We start from the raw sequence: 13,605 nt of genomic DNA on the forward strand, positions 1-13,605 counted from the left end.
GTTTGTTTCAAAAAAAATCTTCAAAAGATTAAACTATCCCTATGAAAAAACTACTCTCCTTTACACTTTTATTTCTTTTATTTTCATCGCTTTCAATGTTTTCACAGGAAAAAAATCCTGTAATTGAAAACATTCAAAAAGAAGCTTATGAAAATTCACAACTTGAAATCCTAGGTCACGAATTACTTGATGATATTGGCCCCCGATTGGTGGGAACGCCACAAATGCAACAGGCTCATGATTGGGCCGTAGCCAAATATAAAACTTGGGGTATTTCCGCAGAAAACCAGCAATGGGGCGAGTGGAAAGGCTGGGAGCGAGGCATTACGCATATTGATATGGTTTCGCCCAGAGTGCAAACTTTGGATGGAACCCAATTAGCTTGGAATCCTGGCACGTCTTCAAAAGGAGTAACTGCTGAATTGATTGTTATTCCCGAAATAAAAGATTCTATTTCTTTTAAAAATTGGTTGCCGAATGTAAAAGGTAAAATTGTGATGATCGCGATGAATCAACCCACCGGAAGACCTGACGAGAATTGGAAGGAATTTGCCACACCCGAATCTTTTGAAAAAATGAAGAAGGAAAGGGATGAACAGACTGAAACTTGGAACGAAAATATAAAACGAAGCGGTTACGACAGAAGAAGTATAATTCCCGCTTTGGAAGAAGCTGGCGCAGTTGGGATTGTTGATTCTTATTGGTCAAAAGGTTTTGGTGTGAACAAAATTTTCAGTGCCCGTACCAAGAAAATTCCAACGGTAGATCTTGAATTGGAAGATTACACGATGCTTTACAGAATGGTAGAACACGGTGACAAGCCGAAAATCCACGTAGTGGCGGAATCGAAAGATTTGGGAAGAGTGCCAACTTTTAATACAATAGCAGAAATAAAAGGAACTGAAAAACCCGAGGAATATGTAATACTTTCAGCCCATTTTGATTCTTGGGACGGCGGAACGGGTGCCACTGATAACGGCACTGGAACTTTAGTTATGATGGAAGCCATGCGAATTCTGAAAAAAGTATATCCTAATCCAAAACGTACTATTTTAGTAGGCCATTGGGGAAGCGAAGAGCAAGGTTTGAACGGATCATCTTCGTTTGTTGCAGACCATCCCGAAATTGTCAGCAATATTCAAGCAGTTTTCAATCAAGATAATGGAACAGGAAGAGTTACTAGCATCAATGGTGCGGGCTTTCTGCAATCGTATGATTATATGTCAAGATGGTTAAGAGCAGTGCCAGATACAATCAGAAAAAATATTGAAACCACTTTTCCGGGTGGACCAGCGCGTGGTGGCTCGGACAATGCTTCATTTGTAGCAGCTGGAGCACCCGCTTTCAGCCTAAGTTCTTTGAGCTGGGATTACTGGAATTATACTTGGCACACCAACCGCGATACCTATGATAAAATAGTTTTTGACGATGTGCAAAGCAATGTAATTCTTACTGCAATTTTAGCTTATATGGCTTCGGAAGATGATTCTAAAACCTCACGGGAGCAAGTTATTTTGCCAATCGACGATAAAACCGGAGAGCCCCAAACTTGGCCTACGCCAAGGGTTCCTGAAAGAAAAGGCGGTCAATAGTTATTCTTTATATTCCGAAGGACTTTTTCTAACTGGGTTTTTTATTTCGAAGGCACGTGCCAATTGTAGCAATTTTGCTTCTTGAAAAGGCGCTCCAATAAACGTAAGTCCAAACGGTTCGCCAGAAGAATTATAGCCCATAGGTATCGTTAAGCAAGGGTATAAAGCAACCGCTGCATAGGCCGAGTGATAATTGTTTATGGATAAAACCGCATCAAGCTTGTGTTCTTTCATCGGTTTTTGAAAGAATTCCGTGCCGTTTATTTTCAACGTTTCTTTGATTTTCTGAAAATCTTCTTCGGAAGTTTCGTCTGCAATAATTCCATCAAAAAGCTCTTGATTATAAGGCATTCTATTTAGGCTATCCTTGGCGTTGAAGGTCATGATTTCTTCAAGATTTTTGAATTTTATATTTTCTGAAGCATTCATTTTCAGATAAACCGGCAGGTCTTCTTTCATATCGAGATTTAGCAACGTCAAAAAACTGGGCAGGTCTATTTCTTCGGGAGTATATTCAATAATAATAGCTCCTTCTTTTTGCAATTTTTTTACTGTGGCTGCATAAATAGAATCAGAGAGTAATGACTTCATAACGCCCAAACGTTTTCCTTTTAAAGTGGCATTTTTTATTTCCTCAACATAATTTGTAGATACAGCAATGGAAGCCGCATCTCCATTATCCTTGCCTTTCATAGCATTTAGAAGGATTGCATTATCAATCACGTTTTTGGTCATTGGGCCCGGAGTGTCAAGTGTGTGCGAAATTGGCACAATCCCCGAACGGCTCAAAACGCCCACAGTAGGTTTTAGCCCCACCAAAGAGTTTTGGCTGGAAGGCGAGATAATGGAGCCCGCAGTTTCGGTTCCTACTGCAGCCACGGCGTAGTTTGCCGCCACTCCCGTTCCGCTGCCTGCACTACTTCCGCCAGTTTCAAAAATCATTCTACCGTATGGATTAAGTGTTTGTCCGCCCACCGCGCTGTAACCAACCGGACAGCCATCACAGAAAAAATAAGCCCATTCACTCAGGTTTGCCTTTCCTATAATCAAAGCTCCGTTTTCTTTCAATCGCTGTACTATAAATGCATCTTCTGAAGGAGTATTGTCAATTAGCGCAGCAGCACCCGCAGTGGTTTTTATCTCTTTTGTGTCAATATTGTCCTTCAATAGAATTGGCATTCCGAAGATTGGATTGTTCTTTGAACTTTTATTTTTGTCGCACTCGCGAGCTTCTTTTAGTACATTTGGATTTAGCGCAATAATTGTATTTAACGTCTTTTCCGGATCCAATTCATATTTGTAAATACGTTTTAGGAAAAACAACGTAAGTTCTTCATAAGAAAATTTTCCTTTGGAAATTTCGCTCTGTAACGTTGGAATATCTTTATCCAAAATCAGCGGCAACAATGCATTATAACGTTTTTCAGAAAAAACCTGCACTTCAGAATATAGGGGTTGAAAAACTTGATTTTTATCTAAATATTTAGAAGCTATCAATTTGTATCGCATCCTTTCAATAGGATGGTTTTGTTGTTTTTGAATTGTTTCGGTTTCATCCTGTGGCTTCCAAAGCGTTTCCTGCGAATACGATTGAAAGGTTACTATGGTAGTAAAAGCAAAAAGAATTGCGATATTTTTCATACGAGGAAATTTTCCTAAATGTAAAAAACCATCCTGAAATATCAGGATGGTTTTCAATTTCATTTTAAATGGAACGGTACTTTATAGACCGAAAGCTTTTTTCACGGCATCAACATGATCCAACTTTTCCCAAGTGAAAAGCTCAACTTCTTTTTCTATTCTTCCGTTGTAGGGGCTTTCAAAAGTTTTTGTTACTGTTTTCGGTTCGCGTCCCATATGCCCATAAGAAGCAGTTTCAGAATAAATAGGGTTTCTCAATTTCAACCTTTTTTCAATTGCTGCTGGGCGCATATTGAATATTTCTGAAACCTTTTTAGCGATGTCGCCATCAGAAAGTTTTATGTTTTTGGAATTGTAAGTATTTACCAAAATTGAAGTTGGTTCCACAACACCGATCGCATAAGAAACCTGCACTAAAACTTCATCTGCAACACCTGCTGCAACTAGGTTTTTCGCAATATGTCGCGAAGCATACGCAGCACTTCTGTCAACTTTACTCGGATCTTTTCCGCTGAAAGCACCCCCACCGTGGGCACCTTTACCGCCGTAAGTATCTACGATTATTTTTCTTCCAGTTAAACCAGTATCACCGTGAGGTCCACCGATTACGAATTTTCCAGTTGGGTTTATGTGATAAACAATATCGTCATTGAATAATTTTTGAACATATTCCGGAAGTAATTTTTTAACTCTTGGAATTAAAATCTCAACAATATCTTTTTTGATTTTTTTCAGCATCGGTTCATCCGCATCAAAATCATCGTGTTGCGTGGAAACTACGATTGCCACAATTTTCTGTGGAACATTATCGTCGCTATATTCAATAGTAACCTGGCTTTTTGAATCTGGGCGCAAATATTTTATTTCATCCTCTTCCCGACGTAAAGCGGCCAATTCAATTAAAATTTTATGCGAAATATCCAACGCCAACGGCATATAGTTTTCGGTTTCATTGGTAGCGTAACCAAACATCATTCCTTGGTCACCGGCGCCTTGTTCCTCTTTGTTTTCACGGTCAACACCTTGGTTAATATCTTGTGATTGCTCGTGAATCAACGAAATAACCCCACAGGAATCACCACTAAATTTATAGGCTCCTTTGGTATAACCAATTTTGTTGATTACATCGCGAGCAATAGTTTGTACATCGAGGTAAGTATTGCTTTTAACTTCACCCGCCAATACAACCTGGCCAGTGGTAACCAACGTTTCGCAAGCCACTTTTGATTCGGGATCGAAAGCTAAAAAGTTATCTAAAAGCGCATCGCTAATTTGATCCGCAACTTTGTCTGGGTGTCCTTCAGAAACACTTTCCGAAGTAAATAAATAGGCCATAAAATGGTTTTAAAAATTTATATTTTTCAGAAGATTTGACGAATGCCGACGAGGAAGTTTTCACTGCCTTTAGCATTTTTTATTGAGGTTGCAATCAGTCAAATCTTTCCTCTTAATTTGTCTTGGGCAAAAGTAAAAAAATTAAATGAACCACAATTTTATTTAAAGTCTTTTGGGGAAAAATTTAGGTATTTGGAATAAAGGTAACAAGAATCAGTTTACTATAATGCGGTAAAGGAGGGTCATTGAAGTGACTCATCTTTGTGTAAAAGATGTTCAATCTTAGAAATGAGATCGCTCATATCAAAAGGTTTAGAGATAAAATCTGATGCGCCCGCCTTCATGCAGATTTCCCGGGCGTTATTAAGTGCAGACATCATCAGCACGGGGGTTCTGGAAATGGATCCTTGCCTCCTGATCTTAGCGCACACATCGGTACCGTCCACCCCGAAAATCAATTTGTCCAACAATACCAATTTTATGTTGTGTTCAATGATATTTTCATTGGTATCGTTAGGTTTTCTTGAGAGCATGACATCATAGCCACTAAAACCCAGCATGTCCTGGATCATGATGCCCAGGTTGTGGTCGTCCTCTACTATCAGTATTTTGTTCATCTTGGTTAAGATTGTTTAATTCTTTTTTTGATATTTTAATTTTTTTTGCACAAAAGCATTTCAATCTTTTCAAGCAACGTATTCATTTCAAATGGCTTTGCTATAAATGCAGATGCCCCTGCTCGCAAACATTCCGTTCTTATCTCAGGTAATGCAGACATCATAATTATCGGAACGTGCGCCGTATGCTTATTTGTTGTGAATGTGTTGCAAAGTGCCATGCCGTCCAGCCCGGCCAGGAACTTGTCCAAAATTATCAAATCTATCTTGTGTTTGAGGATGGTATGGTATGCATCGCCAGCTTGTATGGTTACAAATACCTCATAGCCACTAAAGTTAAACATATATTTTAACATTTCGCCTATCATGCGGTCATCATCAACTATCAATATCTTTTTCATTTCTTTTTTTTATGATTATTTTCGGCAATAATGGGAAGGGTAAAAATAAATTCGGATCCTTTTCCTTTTTTGCTCTTTACGTCAACGTATCCATTGTGACGCTCTATAATTTCTTTGGCCAAAAAGAGGCCGATTCCAAAACCGGAAAAATTTGTTTCGTCTTTTCCGCTGACACGATAGAACTTTTTAAATAGGTGCTCATGGTCCTTTTTGTCGATCCCGATTCCTTTATCCTTTATGCTTACCGCACCATTTTCTTCATCTACTTTGTAAATACGAACGAGAATGTTTTTATCAATTGGAGAATATTTGATGGCATTGGTAATGAAGTTGATCAAGACTTGATTAATCCTGTCCTTGTCGCCATTCACACTAAATGTATCCTCATGGGTTATCTTAATTTTGTATTCGTCGTTGGTATATTTGATGTCATTAACACAGTTTTCCACGAATTCGTTTATGCTGAAAGTTTCCTGTTGCAATTCCAGTTTGCTCTCCTCCATACGTGAAAGATCCAGCATTTCTGAAATGAGACGGGTAAGCCGAGATACTTGGCTGTCTATCCGCTCCAAGCTCGGGATCAATGGAACGGTGCCTATGTTATCCTGCGCCATACTTTTCAGCATGCTCAACAACAATTGGGTATATCCTTTAATTGAGGTAATGGGTGTCTTGAGCTCGTGGCTTACCATTTTAAGGAAATCTTCCTTACGTTTTTCCTCATCCTTTAATTTCTGTATTTCGGTACTGGCACCTACCCACATAATGATTTTTCCGGTTTCATCTTTAACGGGATTGGCGCGGCTAATATGCCATTTAAAATCCCCATTTCTGTCAAGAAGTCTAAATTCCATCTCAAAATCATTCCCGGTTTTCACTGCATTCATCCAGTTGTGTTCGACTGTGGGTAACTCCTCTGGGTGCATCAATCTCCCCCAACCCTCTTTTTTTATTTTTTTCATGGTCAATCCCGAAAAATCGGTCCAGACGTTGTTGAAATAAAATAGTTCCCCATCCACGGTTGCATTGATTATCATATCTGGCACCAAGTCGGTCATTTGATGGAACCGAGCTTCGCTTAGTTTTAGTTTTTTATGCAGTTCGGCTTGGATAGTAACTTCGGTCGAGATAACGGCAACACCCTCAATTTTTCCATCCAAATCCCGTTGGGCTTGGTAAACAAAATCGAAATAAGGCATTTCCATCTTACCGTTGCGAATAAGGTTCATGGGCATTTCGTGGGCATGATAGGCTTTGCCAGTTTTTAGAACGTCCAGCAAATGCTTATCAAAACCCTGCCCTTCCAGTTCCGGTATAGCATCCATTAAGGGCTTGCCGATGGCACTTTTATCTTTGCCCCACGCTTCCAAAATGGCATCGTTGGCCGTGGATATCACTAAATCTTCTCCTACAAAAATAGCGATAAGGGAAGGCGAAGAATGTATCATTTCATTATACCTGTGCGCACTTTCCTCTACCATTTTTCGGGCAAGTACTTGCTCGGTTACTTCATTTACTATTACCATGATCCCGGTAATAATATTGTCTTGATCGCGCATGGGTTGGCACACAAAATTATAAAATCCCGGTTCGGCTTTCTTTTCCCTGCCCATCTTCACTTCCATTTCGTTACCGTAGTAAGGTTCCCCGCTTTTTAGTGAGTTGTAAAGAAGTTTTTTGAGACCGTGTTCTTTAAGTTCGGGCAAGGCTTCAAAAATGGGCTTACCCACAAAGTTTTTCCCTTTTTCAACCAACTGCAAGAAAAGATCGTTGGCCAGTTCTACTTTATAATTTTTACCTTTTAAAAACATGATGGCCACGGGGGCCTGCATTACCAAGTTTTTAAATTTCTCTAAAAGTTCTTGTTTTCTTTTCCAATGAAGCTTTTGTACCGTAATATCCTTAATTGCCAAGAGGATCAAATTCTTAGATCGGTCCTCGCGTTTAATCTCCGTGGCATTTAAACACATGCTGCGTTCCCCAATGTGTTCAAAAGTATGGACTACCTCAAAATCTTCAAAGCTATTTTTTTTGGGCAGAATGGTTTCAAGCTGCCTCCGTAATTCGGGGATGTCCCATTGCTTGTTGCCCAATTCATAAATCAACTTGCCTTCAGTTTCCTTCTCTTTAGTATGGAAGGTTTTATAATAAGAATTGTTAGCGGCGCTTACTTTGAGGTTCTTGTCTAAAACCAACAAGGGTTCATGGATGGTTTCCACAATGCTTTCGGCATAATTGCGCTCTTCGGTTACCAGCTCGTTTAAGTTGATGAGCTCGTGGTTTATTACTGTTATTTCTTCATTAGTGCTTTGCAGTTCCTCCTTACTGGTTTCCAGTTCCTCGTTCAGGCTTTGCAGTTCCTCGCCTCCGCTCAGCAGTTCTTCATTTGCACTTTGCAATTCTTCATTGGCGGCCTCTTGATCCTCGGTGATGCTGCGCATATCTTCAAGGGTCTGCTCAAGCTCATTTTCCAATTGCCTGATGCGCAGGTCCTTTTCATCTTTTTCGGAATCTTTTTTATTTAGGGTAAGATCTTCCTGGGCTGCTAACTGCCGGTGAAATAGTACCAAATAATGCGGTTCAACCACATTTGGAAGCGGCACGGCTTCCAAACAGATTAGCTGCCGGATGTCATTTTCAACAAAAGGGACATTTTCCTTTGTAACCGAAGTGCCCTCTGTCTTTACTTTATGGATGATGTTTCGCAGTTCAATCGCCAAACTCCCTTTAGCCATTTTGAACAGGTTATGGCTGGGCTTGCCACTTTGCTGCCCTAAATAGCTGTTGGTATTACCATTAAAAAGGATAATGTCCATGGCCTCATTCACCACAACACTGGCGGGGGTAAAACGGCTTAACAATAGTTCGTCCGCTATTTTTTTAAAATCGGTGCGCTTTTTTTCGGTTTCTGGCTCAGATTCTTCATTGGTATGCAACCTTTTTTCGCTATATCTCGTGGAGGACTTTATAACGGAAGTCGCCGAGTTTTTCCGCATAAATAGCTTGTCTTTCTTGTTTACTGGGCTATATTGCTCAGGCAAACTATTATTGGCCTCCGATTTCCCAAGCAACAGATACCCACTTTCATTTAAGGAGTAATGAAACGTGGCAAGGGCCTTTTTCTGCAAGTATGGCTGCATATAGATGAGTACGTTTCTGCAGCTTATTATGTCCATATTGCCAAAAGGGGGATCGCTCAGGAAATTATGTAACGCAAATACGCACATTTCCCTGATTTCCTTATTAATCTGGTAGCCTGTTTTGGTTTTGGTAAAGAATTCCTTCAGCCGCTTTGGGCTTACATTTTCCAATTCACTGGTTGTGTAGATCCCTTTTCGCGCCTTTGCTATGGCGGGTTCGCTGATATCCGTAGCAAATAATTGTATTTTAATACCTGTCTTAGTTGCGGAGTCGCCAGTTAGCACCTGGTTTCCATTTAAGTATTCCTTCAAGCAAATAAGAAGGGAGTATGCTTCTTGGCCGGTACTGCATCCTACCGACCAAAGGCGTAAGGATTCATTGCTTTTTTTTTGCTGTAGCATTGGTATTATGCGTTCACATAGCGTATCAAAAACATCAGCATCCCTGAAAAATGTTGTTACGGGAATCAGCAAATCTTGGTATAACAAATCCTGTTCATCCTTGTTTTCCCTTAAATAGGTAAGATAGGTTGCTGTCTTTTTAATTTTATTGAGAGCCATCCTGCGGAGTATCCTTCGGCGGATGGTGGTCTGTTTGTAATAGGTAAAGTCTGTACTCTTGCGTATGCGCAACAACGAAAGGATTTTCCTGAAGACCTCTTCTTCCTGATGCGAAATATCCTCTTTCTCAAACCCATTTCTATCCAAGGCGCTTACCAGTTCCAAAATTTTGGCTGGTATTTCCTCGGGCTTGAGTATAAAATCGACCGCGCCAGAATCTACTGCGTTCCGTGGCATATCGTCCCACTCGGCCGATTGTTGGTCTTGCGCAAAGGTAATGCCGCCCACTTCTTTAATTGCCTTTAGCCCCGCAGTCCCGTCAGCACCCGTACCGGAAAGTACCACGCCCAGGGAATGGCTTTGGTGCACTGCTGCCAGCGAACTGAAAAAAAGGTCTATGGGCAGGTTTAGCTTGTTTTTTTCAGGGCCAGGGCGGGGGCTAAGCTTCAAGACCCCATCATTGGCCAGCAGCATTTTGTTGCTGGGGATGATGTATATGTGATCGGGTTCTACTTTAATATCATCTGCGATTTCCAGCACCGGGACTTTTGTGACCTTTTGCAGCAGATCGGACAATACACTTTCGTGGTTGGGGTCCAAGTGTTGCACAAGTACGTAGGCCATGCCCGAATATTCAGGGATGGCTCCCACTAATTTTTTAAATGCTGCCAAGCCACCTGCTGAGGCGCCGATGCCCACTACTGGGAAATTGTTGGCAGATTTTATGAGTTTTTCTATTGGTTTGCCCAAAATGTTGGTTTAGATTGTTTTTTTGTTAATTCTCTTTTAGGGCTTTTAGGGTAGGAGGGGGACAAATTAACTTTGAAATATAAGTGAATAAATATAGGTTTATTAATAATTATATGTTAATTAATTCATTGAAGCGATTGAATTACTAATGTTTTAATAACTGTAGAATTTGAAGGAGATCCATTTTATATTTGAATGCCAATCCTAATTTTTTTAAAAATAGTTGGTTTTTAAATATTTCTAACGCTATATTTGCGCTCACAAAGTTCAAAACTTTATTGAAATGTTATCAAGAAAGGCCGAGGGATTAGACCCTATGACGCCTTAGCAACCCTTTCTCAGGAAAGAAGGTGCTACATTCTACAACAGTTCTGAAAAATCAGAATTGACGATAGATAACGACAAGACAATTTTTTCATTCCCGAAAAAATTGCTTTCATTCTTTTTAACGTTTTTCTATTGTCCGCCGCGGCGGATTGATCTTTTGGTTTAATCTATTTATTAACTCAAAAAAATTAGAAAAATGAGTGCAACAAAAATTATCCATTCCATTCCAAGTGATCCGTTAACAGGCGCTATTGCCGTTCCTGTTTACCAAACATCAACCTTTATCCAAGAAGCGCCGGGCGTCAACAAAGGTTTTGATTACGCCCGAAGTAACAATCCCACCCGCAAAGTGTTGGAAGACGTAGTTGCCCAACTTGAAAATGGCCATTCAGGCTTTGCCTTTGCAACCGGTTTAGCTGCCATTGATTCAATTTTAAAATTGCTTTCAGTTGGTGACGAAATCGTCGCAGTGGACGATATTTATGGCGGCGCGTACCGACTTTTCACTCACGTTTACGAAAAACTGGGAATCAAGGTTAACTACGTTGATGCCACCGAAGTTGAAAACGTGGCAAATGCTGTCTCCAAAAAAACAAAGCTTATTTGGATTGAATCGCCAACCAATCCAACCTTAAAAATTTCCGACATCGAAGCAGTTTCGAAAGTAGCTAAAAGTGTAAATGCATTATTGGTTGTCGATAATACTTTCGCTTCTCCAATCGCACAAAAGCCAATCGAACTGGGCGCTGATATTGTTATTCACAGCGGCACAAAATACATCGGCGGCCATTCCGATTTGGTTGCTGGTTTGGTGGTTACAAAAACGCCGGAACTTTCAGAAAAAATAAAATTCATCCAAAATGCTTCTGGCGGAATTTTAGGTCCGTGGGATTGTTTCTTGACTATTCGTGGGATTGAAACTCTTGACATTCGGTATAAAAGGCAATGTGAAAATGCTTTAAAAGTTGCGTTGTTCTTGGAAAGTCAAGATGCGGTTTCAACAGTGCATTATCCCGGTCTAAAAACCCATAAAAACCACGAAATCGCCAAAAGGCAACAAAACGGGCTGTTTGGAGGTATTGTTTCTTTTAGTTTGAAAAACGACACCCAGGAAGCTGCGGTAAAATTTGTAACCAATACTAAATTTTTTAAGTTGGCTGAAAGTCTTGGGGGTGTTAAAAGTTTACTGTGCCATCCCGCACAAATGACGCACGCTTCCATTCCGCGTGAAATCCGTCTGAATGCTGGAATCAATGATTCGTTAATCCGTCTTTCCTGCGGAATTGAAGACGCCGAAGATTTGATCAACGATCTTTCCGAAGCTTTCAAAACCATTGAAAATTCAAAAGAAATCCTAACCTATTAAAACGAAAACGATGAGTGCAGCAACGGTAGAAATTCCTTTGGAACAATTGATAAATCTGGAAAAGATTAAAAAGAAAAAGATAAACATCGCCATTTTCGGCCACGGAAATGTGGGACGCCATTTGGTGAATCAAATAATTTCATCAAAAGAAGAAATCTCCCGACGACGTGATTTGGAGTTAAATATTTTCGCAATAGCCAATTCAAAAACCGTTTTGCTCCAGCAAAAAGGATTGGGTGAAAATTGGTTAGAAGAAAAGATAGAAACTGGAAAATCATATAAACCCGAAGAAGTTATTTCCTTCGCGAAAAACAATAATCTTCAAAATCTGATTTTGGTTGACAATACGGCCGATTCCGACTTTGTTCAAAATTATTCACATTTTGTTGAAAATGGATTTCATTTGGTTTCTTCGAACAAAATCGCCAATACGTTGGATTTGAATTTTTATAAAGAACTTCGCGAAAAACTAACCTCAAAAAAGCGTCAATATTTATATGAAACAAATGTAGGTGCTGGATTACCATTGATTGATACCATAAAACTTTTGCATCTTTCGGGAGAAAATATCACGAGAATCCGTGGTGTGTTTTCAGGATCATTAAGTTATATATTCAATACTTTTTCGGAAGAAGATAGAACTTTCAGTTCTGTATTAAGATCGGCAATTGACAAAGGATTTACAGAACCCGACCCGCGTGAAGATCTTTGCGGAAACGACGTTGGAAGGAAATTACTTATCTTGGCCCGTGAATTGGATTTGCACAACGAGTTTGCAGATATTTCCATTCAAAACCTGATTCCAAAGGATTTGCGCAATGTATCAAAAGAAGAATTTTTAGAAAGATTGCAGGAATTGGATGTTCCGTTTCAAATCAAAAAGAAAAATCAGCCGCACGATTGTGTGCTACGCTACGTAGCAGATTTGCACGGAGATCTTTCAAAAGAAACGGGTGCAATTTTAAATGTAAATTTGGTGTCAGTTCCCAAAAATAGTATGTTAGGAATTTTAAAAGGGAGCGACTCACTTTTTGAAATTTATACTGAAAATTATGGCGATAATCCAATCGTTATCCAAGGTGCAGGAGCCGGAGCAGCCGTTACTGCCCGTGGTGTTTTTGGAGATATTTTGCGAATAAGCGACAAAGACTATAATTAATTATAAATAAAGTTCCTCCCCTTTTTTCAAGGGGAGGTGCCGAAGGCGGAGGGGTTAAGCTTCACCAAAAATTGAATTTATGAAAGTACAAATCAACAGAATAAACGACAACTATCTTTTTGAAGCAATAGGTGCTTCCGGTGTGCCCGTTTTAATCGATAATAAAACTGATGAACAACCAAAAGGATCAAGTCCGATGGAACTTTTGTTGATGGGCGTTGGCGGTTGCAGCGCAATTGATGTGGTTTCAATTTTGAAAAAACAGCGGCAGGAAATCATTTCCTATAAAATGGAAGTGGAAGGCCAGCGCAAGGAAGTACGTGATGCGAAACCTTTCGAGGCAATTCACGTAAAACTGTATTTGGAAGGCAAAATTGATGAGGCAAAAGCCATCCGTGCGGCGCAACTTAGTTTTGAAAAATATTGTTCGGTTTCCATTACCATGGAAGCTTCGGTGAAAATTACTTACAGTATAATTCTCAACGGAAAAACGCTGTAAATTTTGCAGTCACACTTTTATAGTGTTACTTTGTGTAAGTTCATATTCATAGTTAAAAGTTATCAAGAAAGGCCGAGGGACTAGACCCTTTGACGCCTTAGCAACCTCCCGAACTTTCGGGGAAGGTGCTACATTCTATCCCGAAATAAATTCAGGAATAGATAACAAAAAACAGGTTTTTCCTTCACCTTTTCTTGATATAATTTTTTTTATGGCG

General features: G+C 39.8%; 8 protein-coding genes, 1 pseudogene and 2 riboswitches. Of the genes and pseudogenes, 4 read left to right on the top strand and 5 right to left on the bottom strand.

From position 1 onward, the window contains the following. Nucleotides 1-41: 41 nt before the first annotated feature. On the top strand, nucleotides 42-1,592 hold the full coding sequence (locus ESU54_RS09700; protein WP_111844293.1) for a M20/M25/M40 family metallo-hydrolase: 1,551 nt from the start codon (nucleotides 42-44) through the stop codon (nucleotides 1,590-1,592). Here ESU54_RS09700 and ESU54_RS09705 read toward each other — a convergent pair whose 3' ends face one another. The 5 genes from ESU54_RS09705 to ESU54_RS09725 all read right to left on the bottom strand — a co-directional run bounded on the left by ESU54_RS09705 (nucleotide 1,593) and on the right by ESU54_RS09725 (nucleotide 10,037). Continuing rightward, nucleotides 1,593-3,233, bottom strand: a complete 1,641-nt coding sequence (locus ESU54_RS09705) for an amidase family protein (RefSeq protein ID WP_111844319.1) — start codon at nucleotides 3,231-3,233, stop codon at nucleotides 1,593-1,595. An 81-nt stretch (nucleotides 3,234-3,314) separates the two neighbouring features. After that, nucleotides 3,315-4,568 carry a methionine adenosyltransferase gene (gene metK / locus ESU54_RS09710; RefSeq protein WP_111844292.1) on the bottom strand — a complete coding sequence of 418 codons (1,254 nt, stop codon included), beginning with the start codon at nucleotides 4,566-4,568 and terminating at the stop codon, nucleotides 3,315-3,317. A 242-nt stretch (nucleotides 4,569-4,810) separates the two neighbouring features. Next, complete coding sequence (locus ESU54_RS09715) at nucleotides 4,811-5,185, bottom strand: response regulator (protein ID WP_111844291.1); 375 nt, start codon at nucleotides 5,183-5,185, stop codon at nucleotides 4,811-4,813. Nucleotides 5,186-5,220: 35 nt separating this feature from the next. Continuing rightward, nucleotides 5,221-5,586, bottom strand: coding sequence for a response regulator transcription factor (locus ESU54_RS09720; protein ID WP_111844290.1), 366 nt, complete (start codon nucleotides 5,584-5,586; stop codon nucleotides 5,221-5,223). After that, the gene (locus tag ESU54_RS09725) at nucleotides 5,583-10,037 is read right to left on the bottom strand and encodes a CheR family methyltransferase (RefSeq protein WP_111844289.1); all 4,455 of its coding nucleotides are present in this window, start codon (nucleotides 10,035-10,037) and stop codon (nucleotides 5,583-5,585) included. Before ESU54_RS09725 ends, ESU54_RS09720 begins: the two co-directional genes overlap by 4 nt. Before the next feature lie 283 nt (nucleotides 10,038-10,320). Further along, nucleotides 10,321-10,439: riboswitch (SAM riboswitch) on the top strand. A 121-nt stretch (nucleotides 10,440-10,560) separates the two neighbouring features. Here ESU54_RS09725 and ESU54_RS09730 point away from each other — a divergent pair. From ESU54_RS09730 to ESU54_RS09740, 3 genes and pseudogenes are all read left to right on the top strand, one after another. Next, nucleotides 10,561-11,730, top strand: coding sequence for a trans-sulfuration enzyme family protein (locus ESU54_RS09730; protein ID WP_111844288.1), 1,170 nt, complete (start codon nucleotides 10,561-10,563; stop codon nucleotides 11,728-11,730). 73 nt (nucleotides 11,731-11,803) lie between these two features. Continuing rightward, nucleotides 11,804-12,889, top strand: a pseudogene (locus ESU54_RS09735) (aspartate kinase); the annotation flags it as partial. Between the two features lie 79 nt (nucleotides 12,890-12,968). Then, on the top strand, nucleotides 12,969-13,388 hold the full coding sequence (locus ESU54_RS09740; RefSeq protein ID WP_111844286.1) for an OsmC family protein: 420 nt from the start codon (nucleotides 12,969-12,971) through the stop codon (nucleotides 13,386-13,388). A 56-nt stretch (nucleotides 13,389-13,444) separates the two neighbouring features. Continuing rightward, nucleotides 13,445-13,556: riboswitch (SAM riboswitch) on the top strand. Nucleotides 13,557-13,605: the final 49 nt, after the last annotated feature.

The sequence above is a fragment of the Aequorivita antarctica genome (genome assembly GCF_007997155.1).
In the GTDB taxonomy this organism is placed as follows: Bacteria; Bacteroidota; Bacteroidia; order Flavobacteriales; family Flavobacteriaceae; genus Aequorivita; species Aequorivita antarctica.

Excerpts from the sequence above, each read along its gene's own strand:
- ESU54_RS09700 (WP_111844293.1), top strand. The coding sequence starts at position 42 with ATGAAAAAACTACTCTCCTTTACACTTTTATTTCTTTTATTTTCATCG.
- ESU54_RS09705 (WP_111844319.1), bottom strand. The coding sequence starts at position 3,233 with ATGAAAAATATCGCAATTCTTTTTGCTTTTACTACCATAGTAACCTTT.
- metK (WP_111844292.1), bottom strand. The coding sequence starts at position 4,568 with ATGGCCTATTTATTTACTTCGGAAAGTGTTTCTGAAGGACACCCAGAC.
- ESU54_RS09730 (WP_111844288.1), top strand. The coding sequence starts at position 10,561 with ATGAGTGCAACAAAAATTATCCATTCCATTCCAAGTGATCCGTTAACA.
- ESU54_RS09715 (WP_111844291.1), bottom strand. The coding sequence starts at position 5,185 with ATGAACAAAATACTGATAGTAGAGGACGACCACAACCTGGGCATCATG.
- ESU54_RS09720 (WP_111844290.1), bottom strand. The coding sequence starts at position 5,586 with ATGAAAAAGATATTGATAGTTGATGATGACCGCATGATAGGCGAAATG.
- ESU54_RS09740 (WP_111844286.1), top strand. The coding sequence starts at position 12,969 with ATGAAAGTACAAATCAACAGAATAAACGACAACTATCTTTTTGAAGCA.